The 16,965-nt window shown below is 60.5% G+C and carries 14 protein-coding genes; 4 read left to right on the forward strand and 10 right to left on the reverse strand.

Annotated elements, in window-relative coordinates; translation table 11 throughout:
- The 5 genes from KGB28_RS28130 to KGB28_RS28150 form a co-directional block, all read right to left on the reverse strand.
- Entirely contained in the window at positions 1 to 1,014 is a 1,014-nt protein-coding gene (locus KGB28_RS28130) for an iron ABC transporter substrate-binding protein (RefSeq protein WP_223448790.1), read from the reverse strand.
- A 373-nt stretch (positions 1,015 to 1,387) separates the two neighbouring features.
- Entirely contained in the window at positions 1,388 to 1,945 is a 558-nt protein-coding gene (locus KGB28_RS28135; RefSeq protein WP_223448791.1) for a membrane integrity-associated transporter subunit PqiC, read from the reverse strand.
- A 17-nt stretch (positions 1,946 to 1,962) separates the two neighbouring features.
- Positions 1,963 to 3,639, reverse strand: a complete 1,677-nt coding sequence (locus KGB28_RS28140) for an intermembrane transport protein PqiB (RefSeq protein WP_223448792.1) — start codon at positions 3,637 to 3,639, stop codon at positions 1,963 to 1,965.
- Positions 3,620 to 4,276 carry a paraquat-inducible protein A gene (locus KGB28_RS28145; protein ID WP_223448793.1) on the reverse strand — a complete coding sequence of 219 codons (657 nt, stop codon included), beginning with the start codon at positions 4,274 to 4,276 and terminating at the stop codon, positions 3,620 to 3,622. The genes KGB28_RS28140 and KGB28_RS28145 overlap by 20 nt, the downstream gene beginning before the upstream one ends.
- Positions 4,273 to 4,869, reverse strand: coding sequence for a paraquat-inducible protein A (locus KGB28_RS28150; RefSeq protein ID WP_223448794.1), 597 nt, complete (start codon positions 4,867 to 4,869; stop codon positions 4,273 to 4,275). The genes KGB28_RS28145 and KGB28_RS28150 overlap by 4 nt, the downstream gene beginning before the upstream one ends.
- A gap of 371 nt (positions 4,870 to 5,240) precedes the next feature.
- Between KGB28_RS28150 and KGB28_RS28155 the strand changes: the two genes are divergently transcribed.
- On the forward strand, positions 5,241 to 6,893 hold the full coding sequence (locus KGB28_RS28155) for an arylsulfatase (protein ID WP_223448795.1): 1,653 nt from the start codon (positions 5,241 to 5,243) through the stop codon (positions 6,891 to 6,893).
- A gap of 93 nt (positions 6,894 to 6,986) precedes the next feature.
- Here KGB28_RS28155 and KGB28_RS28160 read toward each other — a convergent pair whose 3' ends face one another.
- The 3 genes from KGB28_RS28160 to KGB28_RS28170 all read right to left on the reverse strand — a co-directional run bounded on the left by KGB28_RS28160 (position 6,987) and on the right by KGB28_RS28170 (position 10,915).
- Positions 6,987 to 8,288 (reverse strand): NAD(P)/FAD-dependent oxidoreductase, encoded by a 1,302-nt coding sequence (locus KGB28_RS28160; RefSeq protein WP_223448796.1) that lies wholly within the window; start codon positions 8,286 to 8,288, stop codon positions 6,987 to 6,989.
- Positions 8,285 to 9,373, reverse strand: a complete 1,089-nt coding sequence (locus KGB28_RS28165; protein WP_223448797.1) for a polyamine ABC transporter substrate-binding protein — start codon at positions 9,371 to 9,373, stop codon at positions 8,285 to 8,287. Before KGB28_RS28165 ends, KGB28_RS28160 begins: the two co-directional genes overlap by 4 nt.
- A gap of 183 nt (positions 9,374 to 9,556) precedes the next feature.
- Complete coding sequence (locus KGB28_RS28170) at positions 9,557 to 10,915, reverse strand: glutamine synthetase family protein (protein ID WP_090455086.1); 1,359 nt, start codon at positions 10,913 to 10,915, stop codon at positions 9,557 to 9,559.
- Positions 10,916 to 11,077: 162 nt separating this feature from the next.
- Here KGB28_RS28170 and KGB28_RS28175 point away from each other — a divergent pair, with 162 nt between their 5' ends.
- Positions 11,078 to 12,010, forward strand: coding sequence for a helix-turn-helix domain-containing protein (locus tag KGB28_RS28175; RefSeq protein WP_223448798.1), 933 nt, complete (start codon positions 11,078 to 11,080; stop codon positions 12,008 to 12,010).
- On the opposite strand, the gene KGB28_RS28180 is transcribed toward KGB28_RS28175, so the two are convergent.
- Positions 12,007 to 12,603 (reverse strand): cupin domain-containing protein, encoded by a 597-nt coding sequence (locus KGB28_RS28180; RefSeq protein ID WP_150758105.1) that lies wholly within the window; start codon positions 12,601 to 12,603, stop codon positions 12,007 to 12,009. The genes KGB28_RS28175 and KGB28_RS28180 overlap by 4 nt on opposite strands.
- 165 nt (positions 12,604 to 12,768) lie before the next feature.
- Positions 12,769 to 14,730, reverse strand: a complete 1,962-nt coding sequence (locus KGB28_RS28185) for an FAD-dependent oxidoreductase (protein WP_223448799.1) — start codon at positions 14,728 to 14,730, stop codon at positions 12,769 to 12,771.
- 314 nt (positions 14,731 to 15,044) lie between these two features.
- On the opposite strand from KGB28_RS28185, the gene KGB28_RS28190 reads away from it, so the two are divergent.
- Both KGB28_RS28190 and KGB28_RS28195 read left to right on the forward strand, forming a co-directional pair.
- On the forward strand, positions 15,045 to 16,094 hold the full coding sequence (locus KGB28_RS28190; RefSeq protein ID WP_223448800.1) for an ABC transporter substrate-binding protein: 1,050 nt from the start codon (positions 15,045 to 15,047) through the stop codon (positions 16,092 to 16,094).
- Positions 16,095 to 16,169: 75 nt separating this feature from the next.
- Positions 16,170 to 16,958, forward strand: a complete 789-nt coding sequence (locus KGB28_RS28195) for a class II aldolase/adducin family protein (protein ID WP_223448801.1) — start codon at positions 16,170 to 16,172, stop codon at positions 16,956 to 16,958.
- Positions 16,959 to 16,965: the final 7 nt, after the last annotated feature.

Here is a 16,965-nt window from a genome sequence, read left to right on the forward strand (position 1 = left end):
TTAGAGCAGTCCGGCCTGTGTCATCAGCTCCACGGCTTTTTTACTGTCGAGTTTCGAAGCATCGACAGTCGGCGCATCGAGTTGGTTCAGAGGCACCAGTTTAGGGTTGGATGCAGCGCCTTTGCCCACGGCGTATTCAAACGACTTGCCGTTCTTCAGGACAGCCTGGCCGTCCTTGCCGGTAATGTACTTGAGGAACGCCTGGGCCTGTTCCTGTTGTTTGCTGGAGGCCAGCACGCCACCGCCGGAAATGCTGACAAAAGCGCCCGGATCCTTGTGTTTGAAGTAGTGCAGGGCGGTGTTCTTGCTGTTTTCGCCCGTCTTGGACTGATCCACCAGGCTGTAATAGTGGTAGATCACGCCGCTGTCGATCTGCCCGGCATTCACCGCCTTGAGTACCGAACTGTTGCCACGGTAGTTGGCGTAGTTGGTTTTCATCGCCTTGAGCCAATCCAGCGTGGCGGCTTCACCCTTTTGTTCGAGCATGGCTGCGACGATGGCCTGGAAGTCAGCACCGCCTGGCGATGCACCCCAGCGACCCTTCCAGCCCGGCGAAGCCAGGTCCATGATCGATTTCGGCAGGTCGGCTTCCGGCAGTTTGCTCGGGTTGTAGACGAACACCGTGGAGCGTGCGGCGATCCCTACCCATTTGCCGTGGGCCGGGCGGTAGGCGGAGTCGACCTGCTCCAGCGTGGCCTTGTCGACAGGCGCAAACAGCCCGGCGTTGTCGACCAGGACCATGGCCGGGGAGTTTTCGGTCAGGAATACGTCCGCCGGCGAAGCCGCGCCTTCCTGCACGATCTGGTTGCCCATCTCGGTGTCATCGCCGTTGCGCAAGGTGACGGGAATACCGGTCTCCTGGGTAAAGCCCTCGACCCAGGCCTTGGTCAGGCTTGCGTGTTGCGCGTTGTACACCACGATGCCGACGGAGTCAGCGGCATACACCTGGCCAGCGCTGAGCAAAGCGGTGGCCAGCAGGGCTTTTTTCAAGAACGAAGGGATTTTCGGAATCATTCTGCGGGCTGCTCCTGGTGCATTTTTTTGAAAGTCATGCGCATTCAAGCGCCAGTTAACCAATGCGAATCATTTGCATGTTTTTGAGGTGCGGGAAATGTAGAGATCCAAATGAGAAAATAACGTCAAAAAAACCGTTAATACATGTAATTTTCATTCAGATTAGCAGCACTGCACCCACTGTGGTTCGACTCGTCGATCAATCGATACCGTCGATCAGAATAGGGTGCTGCCCCCGGCTGCCTTTTGTCGTGCCCTCGGCGCACCTGACGGTGCCAGTTGCTGCTGGCCGCCTGTCGCGGGGAATGACAGCAGGAAACAGTAGGGACGGATTAACGACGAACTTGTCGCCGTTAATCCGGGGGGAAGGCGTTCAGGGCGAAGGGCAACTCGCCTGTGGCCTGGCGGCAGCCTGGCTGATCAGCGCGGCCAGGCGTTTGACGTTGTTTTGCTGGGCAAGCACCAGGTCATCGACGCTAGCGCCCGAAGGCGTTTGCAAGGCGCTGCGGCAAATCACCCGTGCTGTTTCGCCGCTGCTGGCACTGCGCAGGCGCCATTCCACGTCCATCAAGGCGTACTGGCCGGGGATCGAGTCAAAACGCTGCACATCGACCCGCACCGAATGTCGGCCTTGTACAGGACTGTTGCTCAGTTGGTCGGCCAGCGCACTGCGCAATTCGTCCACGAGAGTCGAGCCCCACCATTGGGTTTCCAGGATCGCCAGGCCACTGTTGCCCTCGCGAATGACGATCTGCGCTCGATCGACCTGGGGCGGCACGCTGATCGTCTCGATCTGGATCACCCCGACAGTGGTCCTTGAGTGATCGCCCTGCTGCGCCGGGGTCAGGGTGTGGAATTGAATCGGGTCACTGCGGCAGGCGGCTAGCAGCAACATCGCGGTGACCAATGTGAACTTCAGCGGTAAAGCCATGGGTGTTGCTCCTGTGTTCAATTGCGCGGTGGCCCTTGCAGATCCATGGGTGCGGCATTGTTCGGACGGCCGCGAAGCAGCGATTCCGGATGCCGTCCCAGGTAATCCGAAAGATCACGCAAGGATCTCGAGGTGCGTCCCAGTTCATCCAGGGTTTGCCCCAGTTTTTCCCGCTGCGGCGAATCCTCGGCCAAGGTCGAACTGGCCGATTGCAGGGTCGAATTGGCGGTTTCCAGCGTCTTGCTGACATCCGACAAGGTGGTTTGTACGCCAGGCAAGATCTTGCCGTTGAATTGCATCATGCCTTTGCGCAGTTCGACGAGATTGCCATCGAGATTGCCGGCGATACGCTCGATCGGCAGTTTGTTGATCTTGTCGACCATGGATTCGAGTTTTTCCTGCAATTGTTCGAGGCTTCCGGGAATGGTTGGAATCATGACCGGGCGTGCGCTTGCATCGAAGGCGACTTTGTCGGCCTTGGGGTAGAAGTCCAGGGCAATGTACAACTGGCCGGTCAGGAAGTTGCCGGTGCGGGCCTGGGCACGCAGGCCGTTTTCGATGAAGGTGCCGATCAGCCGCACGCCAGCGGCTTCGTCATTGGGATCATGCTTGAGCGCCTTGAGCATTTTGATGTGGGCCTGGCCAAGGCGCTGCGGGTAGATCACGATGCCGACGTTGATCGGAAAGGAACGCTTTGTCTCGTCGTAATCCAGATTGACCGCCACCACCTTGCCGATTTCCACGCCAAGGAATTCTACCGGGGCATCGACCTTGAGCCCGCGCAGTGCCTGGTCGAAGCGCATGGCCAGGTACTGCGGTTTGCCGTTTGGCGGGGCGAGGGCGGTTTGTTGGTCCTCGAACAGTTCGTAGGCGTACTCTGCGGCAGCAGGTTTATCGCCAGGGCTGTAGTCGGGCGCGCGGAAGGCAATGCCGCCCACCAGCAAGGAAGACAAGGATTCGGTCTTGACCGCAAAACCATTGGCGCCGACGTTCACGTCAATGCCGCTGGCGTTCCAGAAACGGGTGTTTTCGGTGACGTACTTGTCATGGGGAGCATGGATGAACAGTTCTATGTTCACGCCTTTGCCATCCGGGTCCAGCGCGTAGGCCACCACCTGACCCACGGGGATCTTGCGGTAGTAGACGGGAGAGCCGATGTCCAGCGATCCCAGGTCCTGGGTGAACAGGGTGAAACGCTTGCCCGGCTCGCCGTAGGTGATGGGCGGCGGGTTTTCCAGGCCCTTGAAGTTTTTTGCCCGGCCGTTGGCCTGGCCGATATCGGCACCGATGTAATCGCCCGACAGCAGCGTATCGATGCCGGACACACCGCCCGCGCCAATGCGCGGCCGCACGACCCAGAACTGTGAATCTTCGCGGGTAAAGCTTTCGGCCTGCTTTTCCAGTTTGATGGTGGCGTTGACACTCTTCTGGTCACCGCTGAGCTCCACATCGGAGACATGACCAATCACGACATTGCGGTATTTGACCTCGGTTTTATTCGCGGTCAGGCCGTCCCCGGTCTTGAACGTGACAACGATGGTCGGTCCTTGTTGCAAAATGCTGTGAACCACCAGCGAAATACCCACCAGCACCGCGACGATCGGGACGATCCAGACCAGCGAAACGCTGAAACGGCGGGTCTTGATCGGCGCGAGCCCGGGGGCTTGCGGCCCGTCAGTGGCTTGTGACTTCATCCGTGACCTCCTCATTGTGTGGGTTTTCCCGTTCTTTATCCCAAATCAAGCGTGGATCGAAACTCATTGCCGACAGCATGGTAAATACCACCACCAGACCAAAAAACAGAATGCCCGGGCGCGGTTCGATATCGGCCAGGGCCTGGAATTTCACCAGCGAGGCCACCAGGGCGACCACGATCACATCGAGCATCGACCAGTAACCGATGACCTCGACGAAGCGGTACAGCGTCGACCGTTCTTTACGTGCCCACTCGCTGTCGCGTTGCACGGTGACCAGCAGCAGCGTGATGGCGACGAACTTGATGCCCGGCACCGCGATACTGGCAATGAAAATGATCAGGGCGATGTCCCAGGCTCCGGCTTCCCAGAACTCCAGCACGCCGCTCATGATCGTGCTGTCGGCGCCATGGCCGACCATTTGGGTGTTCATCACCGGCAACAGGTTGGCCGGGATGTAAAACACCAGGGCCGCGATCATGTAGGCCCAGGTGCGGGTCAGTGAATTGGTTTTGCGCCGGTGCAGCGGTGCACCGCAACGCTCGCATTCGTGGGGCTCGAAGGTCATGTCGCAGGCGAGCCCGCAGGTGTGGCACAGGCACAGGTTGAGCTCGTCGGCGTACGGAGGCGTGCTCATACAAGGTCCCATAGTTCGCGGATATCGCGCCCGGCAATGCGGATCATCATCAGGCTCAGTGCAGCCAGGGCAAACAGACCGATGCCGGGCAGCACATCGAGCAGGCCGGCGAGCTTGATCACCGCGACCATGGCACCCAGCAGGCAGACTTCGAGCATGCTCCAGGGCCTCAGGGTTTCCAGCCAGCGCATGCAGAACTTGAATCCTGGCGAGCGTTGCCGGGCTAGGGCGAAGCCCAGCACCCAGATCAGCAGCAACAGCTGGAAAATCGGCGCGACGATCATGGCGATTGCCGCCACCATGGCGATGAACGTGATAGGCCCCAGGCTCAGGGCCAGTACCGAGTCCCAGAGGGTTGCGCTGTTCTTCACGCCTTTGAGGCTGATGCTCATCACCGGATAGAAGTTGGCGAACAGCCATAGCATCAACGCGGTGAAGGTCAACGCAAGACGCTGTTCCACCGTGAGGCCGTTATAGCGCTGAAGCACGCCGCCACAGCGCGTACACAGGGTTTTTTGATGTTTGGCGAGCGTTACTTTTTGGTACACGCTGTCGCAGTGCTCGCAGATGATCAGCTGATCAGTAGTTGCCATGGGTCAAGCTCAACAGAAGGCAGGAAGTTCAGAGCACCCCCTCAATATAGAGGTGACTTGCAATTGAGCAAATCGAAAGTCGCAACCTGAACACTATCTGCCGCCGGGGATGACTCGATCCACGCAATTACATGGGAAGCAAGCGACGAACGACTTCGAATTCCACTGCCTGCATTGCGCGTTATGAAAATAACCGTACTAGGCTGACTCGGGTGCCTTGAGTAGCTACAGGAATTCAATTGCCTGGTCAGTTGAACGCCTGGAACTAACCGGAGGGCATGGTTTGGGGGTAACTCACCAGGGTCCGGTTACGGATTACTTGAAAACAAGTAGCCGGCCACAAGGATCCGTCCCGATAAAGGAAGGTCGCCATGAAAAGACTCTCGCATCGCTCAAGGTTCTTCATTGCAGGTTCATTACTGATAGCGCTTAACGGTTTGGCCCAGGCTGCACAAACAGAAAAAACCAATATCCTGTTCATCGTATCCGACGATACCGGCTACGGCGATCTGGGCCCTTATGGTGGCGGCGTCGGCCGCGGCATGCCGACACCCAGCATCGACCAACTGGCCGCTGAGGGCACAACCTTTTACTCGTTCTACGCGCAACCGAGCTGCACGCCAGGGCGAGCCGCCATGCAGACCGGGCGTATCCCCAATCGCAGCGGCATGACCACCGTGGCCTTCCAGGGCCAGGGCGGTGGTTTGCCCGCCGCCGAGTGGACGCTGGCCTCGGTGCTCAAGACCGGCGGTTACGAGACCTATTTCACCGGCAAGTGGCACCTGGGTGAAGCCGACTATGCGCTGCCCAATGCCCAGGGTTATGACGTGATGAAGTACGTCGGTCTCTATCACCTCAATGCCTACACCTACGCCGATCCGACATGGTTCCCCGACATGGACCCGGAAACCCGGGCGATGTTTGCCAAGGTGACCAAGGGCGCACTCTCGGGCAAGGCGGGAGAAAAGGCCGTCGAAGAGTTCAAGATCAACGGCCAGTATGTTGATACGCCGGTCATCGACGGCAAACCCGGTGTAGTCGGGATTCCCTACTTTGATGGTTATGTCGAAAAAGCCGCGCTGGAATTCCTCGACACCGCCGCCAAATCCGACAAGCCGTTCTTCATCAACGTCAACTTCATGAAAGTGCACCAGCCGAACCTGCCGGCACCGGAGTTCGTTCACAAGTCGATCTCCAAGTCCAAGTACGCCGACTCGGTGGTCGAACTGGATACGCGCATCGGTCGTATCATGGACAAGCTCAAGGCGCTGGGCCTGGATAAGAACACGCTGGTGGTCTACACCACCGACAACGGCGCCTGGCAGGACGTTTATCCGGACGCCGGCTACACACCATTTCGTGGCACCAAGGGCACCGTGCGCGAGGGCGGTAACCGGGTCCCTGCAATCATGACCTGGCCCGGAAAAATCAAACCCAATGCCAAGAACCACGACATTCTCGGCGGACTCGACTTGATGGCGACCTTCGCCTCGGTGGCCGGCATCAAGTTGCCGGAGAAGGATCGCGAAGGTCAGCCGATCTATTTCGACAGCTATGACATGACCCCGGTGATAACCGGCACTGGCCCCGATCCACGTAAAGAGTGGTTCTACTTCACCGAAAACGAGTTGTCGCCGGGGGCGGCCCGCGTAGGCAACTACAAGGCCGTGTTCAACCTGCGTGGCGACAATGGTGTACCGACCGGCGGCCTGGCCGTGGACACCAACCTGGGCTGGAAAGGGGAGTCGAAGTACGTGGCGGTCGTACCGCAAGTCTTTGACTTGCTGCAAGATCCACAGGAGCGCTACGACATCTTCATGAGTAACGTCACCGAGCGCACCTGGACCATGGTGCCGATCAGCCAGGCGATCAACAAGCTGATGCAGACCTACATCAAATACCCGCCACGCAAGCTGCAAAGCATGGGCTATGACGGCCCGATCGAATTGTCCAAGTACCAGAAATTCCAGTCGGTACGGGAAGAAATGCAGAAGGAGGGCATTAACATTCAGATGCCTCAATAGATGTGCCGCGGCGATCTCTTGAGGTCGCCGCCACCCCACCTGACCTGCCGGGACGCCTGAAGCGAGGGACAACCCGTCTCAGGCGCCCGGTGGTCAACCCAGCACTTCCCGCATCCGATACCAGAACATGCCAAGGGCCAGCAACGGCGAACGCAGGGCGCGTCCGCCGGGGAAGGTCATGTGCGGCACGGCGCTGAACACGTCGAAGCCTTTGCTGTGGCCGGCATGGATCGCTTCGGCCAACAACTTCGCGCACCAGTGGGTCACGTTCAGGCCATGGCCGGAGTAACCCTGGGCGTAGAACACGTTCGGGTGCTGGCTCAGGCGCCCGACCTGGGGGAAGCGGTTGGCCGAGATGCCGATCTTGCCGCCCCACTGATAGTCGATGCGCACATCGGCCAATTGCGGGAACACCTTGAGCATTTGCGGACGCATGTAGGCGCTGATGTCCGAAGGATCGCGCCCGGAGTAATGGCAGGCACCGCCGAACAGCAACCGCCGGCCAGCCGAGAGCCGGTAGTAGTCCAGGCCGACCTTCTGGTCGCACAGCGCGAGGTTGTGCGGGATCAGTTTTGCAGCGGCGTCTTCCGACAACGGCTCGGTGGCGATGATGTAGCTGCCTGCCGGGAGTACTTTGCCGCTGAGCTTCGGTTCCAACTCTTCCAGGTGCGCGTTGCAGGCCAGCACCAACGTGCCTGCACTCACAGTGCCACCAGCACAACGCACTCGCACCGTGCTGCCATGGATCAGCTCCAGCACCGGGCTCTGCTCGAAAATCCGCACCCCGAGGGACTCGGCAACTTGCGCTTCGCCAAGGACCAGGTTCAGCGGATGCAAATGCCCCGAGCCCATGTCCACCAGGCCGCCGGCGTACACACCGGAGTTCACCACCTGTTCACGGATTTGCTGCGGCGCGACCAGTCGGGTTTCAAAGGCATAACCGGACTCGATCAGTTCCACCTGCTCGGCCTTGAGCGCTTTGAACTGGGCAGGGGTATTGGCCAGTTCACAAAAACCCCAGCTCAGGTCGCAATCGATGCCGTGCTCGCGGATGCGCTTGGCCACGACTTGCACCGACTCGGTCCCGGCGTGCTCCAGGTATTGCACGCCATCGGCGCCGATGTGCCTGGCGAAACCGCTGACGTCATGGCCGATACCACGAATCAACTGGCCACCGTTGCGCCCGCTGGCGCCCCAGCCGACTCGCCGGGCCTCCAGCAGGACCACCGAGAGCCCGCGCTGGGCCAGTTCGATGGCGGTGTTGATGCCGGTGAAACCCGCGCCGACCACGCAGACATCGGCCGTAAGGTCCGAGGCCAGCGCGGGACGCTGCTTCATGCCCTTGGCGGACGCTGCGTAATAGGAGTGGGTGTGTTCCTTGGTGTACTGATTCATTTGTTGGACTTCACTTTGCTCCACGAGCGGGTCATCAGGCGCATGATCGCCTGCGACGGCGTGGTGGAGATGTAGAGTTTGTCGAGGACTTCCTGGGACGGATAAACCTCGGGGTTGTTGACCAGTTCAGGGTCCATGTACTGCTTGGCGGCCGGGTTCGGGTTGGCGTAGCCGACCGACTCGCTGACCTTGGCAATCACTTGCGGGTCCAGCAGGTAGTTGATGAAGGCGTGGGCTTCTTTCGGGTTGCTGGCGTCGGCAGGGATGGCCAGCAGGTCGAACCACAGGTTGGCGCCTTCCTTGGGAATCGCGTAGGCAATGTTCACGCCGTTCTTGGCTTCCTTGGCACGGTTGGCGGCCTGGAACACGTCACCCGAGTAACCGAACGCCACGCAGATGTCGCCGTTGGCCAGGTCCGAGACATACTTGGAGGAGTGGAAGTAGGTGATGTAAGGGCGGATCTGCAGCAGCTTGGCTTCGGCCTTTTTGTAGTCCTCGACACTTTCGCTGCGCGGGTCCATGCCCATGTAGTTGAGCATCGCCGGGAACACTTCGTCCGCCGAGTCCATCATCGACACGCCGCAGGCGCTGAGTTTCTTGATGTTTTCCGGTTCGAACAGCACGGCCCAGGAATCGATCTTGTCGATGCCCAGCACAGCCTTGACCTTGTCGACGTTATAGCCGATGCCGTTGGTGCCCCACAGGTACGGCACCGAGTGCGAGTTGCCCGGATCGTTCTTCTCCAGCAGCGCCAGCAATTTCGGGTCGAGGTTCTTGTAGTTCGGCAGTTGCTCGCGATCGAGCTTGAGGAACGCGCCGGCCTTTACCTGGCGGGCGAGGAAGTGGTTGGACGGCACCACCACGTCATACCCGGTACGACCGGCAAGCAGTTTGCCCTCCAGGGTTTCGTTGGAATCGAATACGTCGTAGATCACCTTGATCCCGGTCTTGGCCTGAAAGTCGGCAAGGGTGGTTTCGCCGATGTAGTCGGTCCAGTTGTAGACGCTGACCTGTGGCTGGGCCTGGGCAACGGCACTGAACAGAACCGCCAGCGCAGCGGGGACCACGGATTTCAAAAGACGCATATCGATACCTTCTTGGAATTATTGGATTCTTCAGGCAAATCTTTGGTGTTCTGTGTCCTCCTGTGGGAGCGGGCTTGCTCGCGAAGAGGCCGGTACATTCAACATCATCGTTGACTGACAGGCCGCCTTCGCGAGCAAGCCCGCTCCCACAGGGGATGTGTGATCCCTTGGGGAGCGAGTTTTTTAGACGCTGAGCATCAGGAACTCACGCTCCCACGAACTGATCACCCGTTTGAAGTTCTCGTGCTCGGCACGTTTGACCGCGACATAACCCCGCACGAACTTGCTGCCCAGGTAACGGCTGATGGTGTCGCACTCTTCCATCTGGGTCAGGGCGTCCTCGATGGTGATCGGCAGGCGCAGGTTGCGACGCTCATAGGCGCGGCCCTGTACCGCAGCGCTCGGCTCGATGCGCTCGACCATGCCCAGGTAACCACACAGCAGGCTGGCGGCGATGGCCAGGTACGGGTTGGCATCAGCGCCCGGCAGACGGTTCTCGACGCGCATGGCGTCAGGGCTCGAGGTCGGCACGCGCAGGCCGACGGTGCGGTTTTCTTCGCCCCATTCGACGTTCACCGGTGCCGAGGTGTCCGGCAGGAAGCGGCGGAACGAGTTGACGTTCGGCGCGAACATCGGCAGCACTTTCGGGATGTACTTCTGCAGGCCGCCAATGTGATGCAGGAACAGCTCGCTCATGTTGCCATCGGCATCGGCAAAGATCGGCTGGCCGGTGGCAATGTCCACCACGCTCTGGTGAAGGTGCATGGCGCTGCCCGGCTCGTCGCCGACCGGCTTGGCCATGAAGGTGGCGGCCACGTTGTGCTTGAGCGCCGCTTCACGCATGGTGCGCTTGAACACGGTGATCTGATCCGCCAGGTCCAGGGCGTTGCCATGACGGAAGTTGATTTCCATCTGCGCCGGGCCGTCTTCATGGATCAGCGTGTCGAGGTCCAGACCTTGCAGTTCGCACCAGTCGTAGACGTCTTCGAACAGCGGGTCGAATTCGTTGGCCGCGTCGATGGAGAACGATTGACGACCGCTTTCGGCACGGCCCGAACGGCCCATCGGTGCCTTGAGCGGCAAGTCCGGGTCTTCGCAGCGCTGGGTCAGGTAGAACTCCATTTCCGGCGCGACGATCGGCCGCCAGCCTTTGTCGGTGTACAACTGCAGGACTTTCTTCAGCACGTTGCGCGGCGACAGTTCGATCGGGTTGCCGAACTTGTCGAAGGTGTCGTGGATCACGATGGCGGTCGGCTCGATGGCCCATGGCACCACGTAGACGGCGTCGGCGTCCGGCTTGCAGACCATGTCGATATCGGCCGGGTCGAGCAGGTCGTAGTAGATGTCGTCGTCGACAAAGTCCCCGGTTACCGTTTGCAGAAGGACACTTTCCGGCAGGCGCATGCCTCGCTCATGCAGGAACTTGTTGGTCGGTGCAATTTTGCCGCGTGCAATGCCGGTCAGATCGCTGACGACGCACTCGACTTCGGTAATCTTGTGATCTTTCAGCCAAGTGAACAGCTGATCGAAAGGGACATTCATAAAGACCTCGTTATTGGTTTTATTAACGCCAGGAGAGACCGGTTTCATCCGCCGGACACTTCCCCTGTAGCGCGTTGACGACTATCTTGTGCGAGCCTTGCGGTTCCATCTATCCACTTTAAGCAGCACAAAGCGCACCAAAAGAGTGCGTAAGGTCGCCCCATGACAGGTTCCAACTCCCTCCAGGTCCAAGCGTTCAACACCGCCGATGTCGCCGAGCAAATCCGCGCCACGCCGGGCTGGGTGCAGCAATACCAGCAGATGTCGCCGGGGCATTTCGCAGGCCTGGTGCGTTATCTGGACCTGCAGGGCGTGGAGATTTACGAAGAGTCGATGAACACCCGGGTCGAGCAGAATTTCAGCGCGCCCCAGGGCTCGTTGTCGTTCTGTTTCGATCGCGGCGACAATGCGCTGTACCTGTTGAATGGCGAGAGCCGCAACATCTGGATCACCCCGGAGAACTATCAGGAAATCGCCGTGGTGTTCGGGCCGGAGTTTGTAAAGCGCCACAGTCTGGACATCGCCAGGCTTGAAGGGCTGTTCATGGCACCGCTCAACTCCCAGCAGAACGCGCTGTTCTGCCGTTGGCTCAGCGGGACCTTGACGCGGCTGTCGCAGACCTTCGATCCACCGAGCCGCGAAGCGCTGACCCAGCAACTGCTGGAAGACTGCCTGTTCATCCTCGACAACGCCTGTGTCGGCCTTGACCAGGGGGCCTTGCAGCGTCGGGCCGGGGAGCGGTCGATCATGAAGCGGGTAGGGGAATGGGCCGCGGACACCCCGGAAGAACACCTCAACCTGCTGGAACTTTCCCAGGTTGCCGGGGTTTCACTGCGCCAGTTGCAGCATGCGTTCAAGACCTACACCGGCATGTCGCCAACCCAGTGGCTGCGCCTGCGCCGACTCAACAGCGCCCACCGCGAATTGCTCAGCCGCACGCCCACGCAAACCACCGTGGCCGAAGTGGCGATGCATTGGTCGTTCTGGCATTTGGGCCGATTTTCCAGCAGCTACCGCGCGTTGTTCAATGAGCTGCCGAGCGACACCCTCAAGCGTGCGAGTACCACTCAGGCAAGCGGTCGCCGCCGACGTTAGAACGTCGGCGGCGTAATCACCCAGATCACCACCGCATCGACATCGCCGGGGTTGCCGTAGCGGTGCGGTTCCTGGCTGGAAAAGCTGAAACTGTCGCCTTCATTGAGCTGGAAGTGGCGCTCGCCGACCCACAACTCGAAACTCCCCGAGAGCAAGTAACCGGCTTCTTCACCGTCGTGGCTGTAGCTTTGCTGGCTGTAGGTGCCGGGCGGGAAACGCGAGTGGAGCATTTCCAGTTGACGGTTGGCTTGCGGGGTCAGTAACTGGTCGACGATGCCGTCTTCGTAATGCACGTTCAGGCGGCTGTTTTTGCGCACCACGACGCCATCGTCTTCGGGCGCGGTGACCGCTTCACTGGCGAAGAACCATTGGATGGTGACGCCGAGACTGCGGGCAATGTTGAACAGTGCCGGAATCGACGGGTAGGCGAGGTTGCGTTCCAGCTGGCTGATGTAGCCGGCGGTGAGTTCGCTCTGTTGCGCCAGTTCCGCCAGGGTCATGCCCCGGCGCTTGCGCAGGCCGCGAATGCGCGTGCCGAGAAAATGCGGTTCGGCGCTGCCTGAGGCGGGCTGGGTCTTGCTGTTGTTGCTCATGGAAAATTCCGAACCGGGAGGGGAAACGCATTCCCTGTGGGAGCGGGCTTGCTCGCGAAAGCGGTTAATCATTCAACATCAATGGCGACTGATCTACCGCATTCGCGAGCAAGCCCGCTCCCACAGGTTGGTGTTAGCCGTTAAAGCCCCGGAGTATAAACAGCCTTAAAGCTCCCACGCGACTTTCAATCCTTCATAAATCGCTTCTTCGACCGTACGCGGCGCCAGGCAGTCGCCGATGCGGCGAAACTCCACCAGCCCTTGCAGTTCAGCACCCAGGGTATCCACCGGTTGATGTCCCTGGCACAGCACCAGCGTATCGATGTTCTCCATCAGCATCGGTTCGCCACTGGCGGTGTGTTGCAGGTACACCGTGTTGTCATCGCAGCCATACAGCCGCGCGTACGGCGTGATCGGCACGCCCAGCTTATGCAGCTCGCCGGCCAGTTGATCGCGTACGTACAGCGGCAGGTTTTCCCCGCAATGGGTGCCGTTGACCGCCAGTTGCACCTGATGCCCGGCACGCACCAGGCGTTCGGCGATGCCGGGGCCGATCCAGTCGCAACGCCAGTCGACCACCACCACCGAACGGCCGACCTGCACCTCATCGCGCAGCACCTGCCAGGCGTCTACCACCTGCAACTCGCCACCGCGCTCGAAGGGCGGCCAGTAGGGCTCGGCTCCGGTAGCGACGATCACCATGTCCGGTTTTTCCTGCTCCACCAGTACCCGGTCGACTCGGGTATTGCGCACCACGCGCACGCCGGCCAGTTCCATTTCCCGCAGCAGGTTGGTGCTGGCACCGCCGAATTCGCTGCGCCGTGGCAGCAGTTGCGCGAGCAGCACCTGACCACCCAGTTGCGAACTGGCTTCGTACAGCGTCACCTCATGGCCGCGCTGGGCCGCGACCGTGGCGGCTTTCATCCCGGCCGGGCCACCGCCGGCGATCATGATGCGTTTGCGCTGTGGCGCTTGTCGGCGTTCGCCGAAGATCAGTTCGCGCCCGGTTTCCGGGTGCTGGATGCAGGAAATCGGCAAGCCCTTGTGGAAGTGGCCGATGCACGCCTGATTGCAGGCAATGCACGCCCGCACGTCTTCGACGCGGCCGGTGTCGGTCTTGTTGGGCATTTGCGGATCGCAGATCAGTGCCCGGGTCATGCCGCACACATCGGCCTGGCCGCGAGCCAGAATCAGCTCGGCCTCCTGGGGCTGGTTGATGCGCCCGGTGACGAACAACGGAATGTTCAGACTGGCCTTGAACGTGCCGGCTTCTTTAGCCAGGTACGCTGCTTCGATCGCCATGGGCGGCACGATGTGCACCGCGCCGCCGAGCGACGCCGAAGTGCCGGCGACGATGTGCACGTAATCGAGCTGCGCTTGCAGTGACTGCACGGCGGCCAGGGATTCGTCCTCGGTCAGGCCTTCCGGGTCGCGCTCATCGGCGGAAATGCGCAGGCCGATGATGAACTGCTCGTCGGTCGCCTCGCGTACAGCCTTGATGACTTCGCGCAGAAAACGCAAACGCTGTTCCAGCTCGCCGTTGTAGCCATCGGTACGCCGGTTGACCCGCGGGTTGATGAATTGCGCCGGCAGGTAACCGTGGCTGGCCACGACCTCGACGCCGTCGATGCCTGCCTGGTGCAGGCGGCGGGCGGCAGCGGCATAACCGGCGACGATCTCGTCGATCATGGCCTGGTCCAGCGCGCGGGGCATCACCCGGAAACGCTCGTTGGGCACCGACGAGGCGGAGTAGGCCACCGCCAGCAGGCCATCGCTGGACTCCATGATCTCCCGCCCCGGATGGAACACCTGGGACAACACCACGGTGCCGTGGGCATGGCAGGTTTGCGCCAGTTTGCGGTAGCCCTCGATGCACGCATCGTCGGTGGCCATCAGCACGTGGGAGGTGTAGCGCGCACTGTCATGCACGCCGGCCACTTGCAGCACGATCAGCCCGGCACCGCCTTCGGCACGCGCCCGGTGATAGGCGATCAATTGTTCATTGACCAGGTTGTCGGTGGGCATCGAGGTGTCGTGTCCGCTGGACATGATGCGGTTCTTCAGGCGCTTGCCACGGATCTCCAGGGGTTCGAACAGGTGCGCGAAGGCGGGTGTCGAGGTCGGCATGGGGCGGGTACTCCTGGCAGGCTGACCTGTGTAGGAGCGAGCAGGCTCGCGATGGACGTCAACGATAACGCTGGGTACCTGACACCCCGCGGCGTTCTCAGGTCCATCGCGAGCAAGCTCGCTCCTACAGAGGAATCAGGTTTTCGGTGTAATTATTGGTCTATATAAATTTACCTACAGTAAAAAATCAACTTGTTTTTTTACTTCGCCTTGCAGTAGTTTCGTCTCGAGCCCGCTCCCGGGCCAAACCTCACAACAATAAAAAAGGGCTGCGCGGGCCTTGGGTCCCGTGGCACCTGCAAGAGGAACCACTGATGAAATCGCACACGCTCAAGCACGGTTTTTATCCCTTGGTGTTGTCCGTGGCCATGGGCCTGGGCAGCGCTCAGGCAGCATCGGACATGGTGGTGGTCGGATACGGCGGAGCCGGACAAAAAGCCCAGGACGTGGCGTTCTTTCAACCCTTTGCCGCCGTGGATCAAAGCAAAGTGATCCAGAGCGAATACAACGGCGAGATGGCGAAAATCAAAGTGATGGTCGACACCGGCAACGTCGACTGGGACGTGGTGCAGATCGAAGGCCCGGACCTGATGCGTGGCTGCGAGGAAGGCATGTACGAGCGTCTGGACTGGACACGTCTGGGCCACGCCGAGCAGTTGATCCCCGAGGCGGCGCAGGAATGCGGTTCCGCCGCGCTGGTGTGGAGCGTGGCGATTGCCTACGACACCGACAAGCTGGCCCGGGCCCCGACTTCGTGGGCAGACTTCTGGGACGTGAAGAAAACCCCCGGTAAGCGTGGGCTGCGCAAACGCGCGGTGTACAACCTGGAATTCGCCTTGCTGGCCGACGGGGTCAAGACCGAAGACGTCTACAAGGTGCTCGGTACCCCGCAGGGTGTGGACCGGGCATTCGCCAAACTTACTGAGCTCAAGCCTTACATCCAGTGGTGGGAGGCGGGCGCACAACCGCCGCAATGGCTGACCGCCGGCGATGTGGTGATGACCTCGACCTACAGCGGACGCATCGCCGACGCCGCACAGAAAGGCAGCCACCTCGCTCTGGTCTGGCCCGGCAGCCTGTACGGCATGGACTACTGGGCGATCATCAAAGGCTCCCGGCACGTGGATCAGGCCAAGCGTTTTATCGCCTTCGCCAACCAGCCGGACGCCCAGGTCAACTACGTGCAGCAGATCCCCTACGGCCCGACCAACACCCAGGCCGCCGCACGGCTGGACGACAAACTGGCGCAATGGGTGCCCACGGCGCCGCAGAACCTCAAGGGCGCACTGTCGATGAACGTCGGTTTCTGGGTCGATCATGGCGAAGAGCTCGAAGAGCGCTTCAACGCCTGGGCCAGCAAATAAACACGGACGGCTGGACGAGTCCAAGCGTCCAGCCTTACTGTCTGCCCCAGCCGATCAGCCTGGAGAACCACAAGAATGAACAACATCGTCACCCACCTGGCCCCTGAACGCAGCGCCACCGAGCAGCGCCTGCGTGAGGAGCTGGCGGCCTGTTACCGCTTGATTGCGCACTTTCGCATGACCGATCTGATCTTCACCCACATCTCGGTGCGCATTCCGGGGCCGGAGCATCACTTTCTGATCAACCCTTACGGGCTGATGTTCGATGAAATCACCGCGTCGAATCTGGTGAAGATCGACCTCGATGGTCACGCCGTGGAGCCGTCGCCGTACCCGGTGAATCCGGCCGGCTTCGTGATCCATAGCGCGATCCACGGCGCCCGCGAAGATGCGCAATGCGTGCTGCACACCCACACCAAGTCCGGTTGTGCGGTGGCGGCGTTGAAGTGCGGGCTGTTGCCGGTGAACCAGATTTCCATGGAGTTCTATGGCCGCGTTGCCTACCACGACTATGAAGGCGTGGCGCTGGACTTGAGCGAGCAACAACGGCTGGTGGCAGACCTGGGTGACAAATCGGTACTGATGCTGCGCAATCATGGTTTGCTGACCGTCGGCGAGACGGTGAGCCAGGCGTTCCTGCGCATGTACTACCTGGAAAAGGCCTGTGAAATCCAGTTGGCCGCGCAAGCCGCCGGTGAAGTTGTTCTGCCGTCGCACGAGGTTTGCGCGTATACCGAACGGCAGTTCAATGATCCGGGGCGGCCGTTGGAGGATGGGGAGTTGAGTGACCCCGATGCCATGCAACTGGCTTGGGCGGCGTTGTTGCGGATGCTGGATCGGGTGGCGCCGGGTTACCGCGACTGATCCAGGT

This window comes from Pseudomonas sp. BF-R-19 (genome assembly GCF_019956445.1).
GTDB classification, from domain to species: domain Bacteria; phylum Pseudomonadota; class Gammaproteobacteria; order Pseudomonadales; family Pseudomonadaceae; genus Aquipseudomonas; species Aquipseudomonas fluorescens_BH.

Excerpts from the sequence above, each read along its gene's own strand:
- KGB28_RS28130 (WP_223448790.1), bottom strand. The coding sequence starts at position 1,014 with ATGATTCCGAAAATCCCTTCGTTCTTGAAAAAAGCCCTGCTGGCCACC.
- KGB28_RS28135 (WP_223448791.1), bottom strand. The coding sequence starts at position 1,945 with ATGGCTTTACCGCTGAAGTTCACATTGGTCACCGCGATGTTGCTGCTA.
- KGB28_RS28140 (WP_223448792.1), bottom strand. The coding sequence starts at position 3,639 with ATGAAGTCACAAGCCACTGACGGGCCGCAAGCCCCCGGGCTCGCGCCG.
- KGB28_RS28145 (WP_223448793.1), bottom strand. The coding sequence starts at position 4,276 with ATGAGCACGCCTCCGTACGCCGACGAGCTCAACCTGTGCCTGTGCCAC.
- KGB28_RS28150 (WP_223448794.1), bottom strand. The coding sequence starts at position 4,869 with ATGGCAACTACTGATCAGCTGATCATCTGCGAGCACTGCGACAGCGTG.
- KGB28_RS28155 (WP_223448795.1), top strand. The coding sequence starts at position 5,241 with ATGAAAAGACTCTCGCATCGCTCAAGGTTCTTCATTGCAGGTTCATTA.
- KGB28_RS28160 (WP_223448796.1), bottom strand. The coding sequence starts at position 8,288 with ATGAATCAGTACACCAAGGAACACACCCACTCCTATTACGCAGCGTCC.
- KGB28_RS28165 (WP_223448797.1), bottom strand. The coding sequence starts at position 9,373 with ATGCGTCTTTTGAAATCCGTGGTCCCCGCTGCGCTGGCGGTTCTGTTC.
- KGB28_RS28170 (WP_090455086.1), bottom strand. The coding sequence starts at position 10,915 with ATGAATGTCCCTTTCGATCAGCTGTTCACTTGGCTGAAAGATCACAAG.
- KGB28_RS28175 (WP_223448798.1), top strand. The coding sequence starts at position 11,078 with ATGACAGGTTCCAACTCCCTCCAGGTCCAAGCGTTCAACACCGCCGAT.
- KGB28_RS28180 (WP_150758105.1), bottom strand. The coding sequence starts at position 12,603 with ATGAGCAACAACAGCAAGACCCAGCCCGCCTCAGGCAGCGCCGAACCG.
- KGB28_RS28185 (WP_223448799.1), bottom strand. The coding sequence starts at position 14,730 with ATGCCGACCTCGACACCCGCCTTCGCGCACCTGTTCGAACCCCTGGAG.
- KGB28_RS28190 (WP_223448800.1), top strand. The coding sequence starts at position 15,045 with ATGAAATCGCACACGCTCAAGCACGGTTTTTATCCCTTGGTGTTGTCC.
- KGB28_RS28195 (WP_223448801.1), top strand. The coding sequence starts at position 16,170 with ATGAACAACATCGTCACCCACCTGGCCCCTGAACGCAGCGCCACCGAG.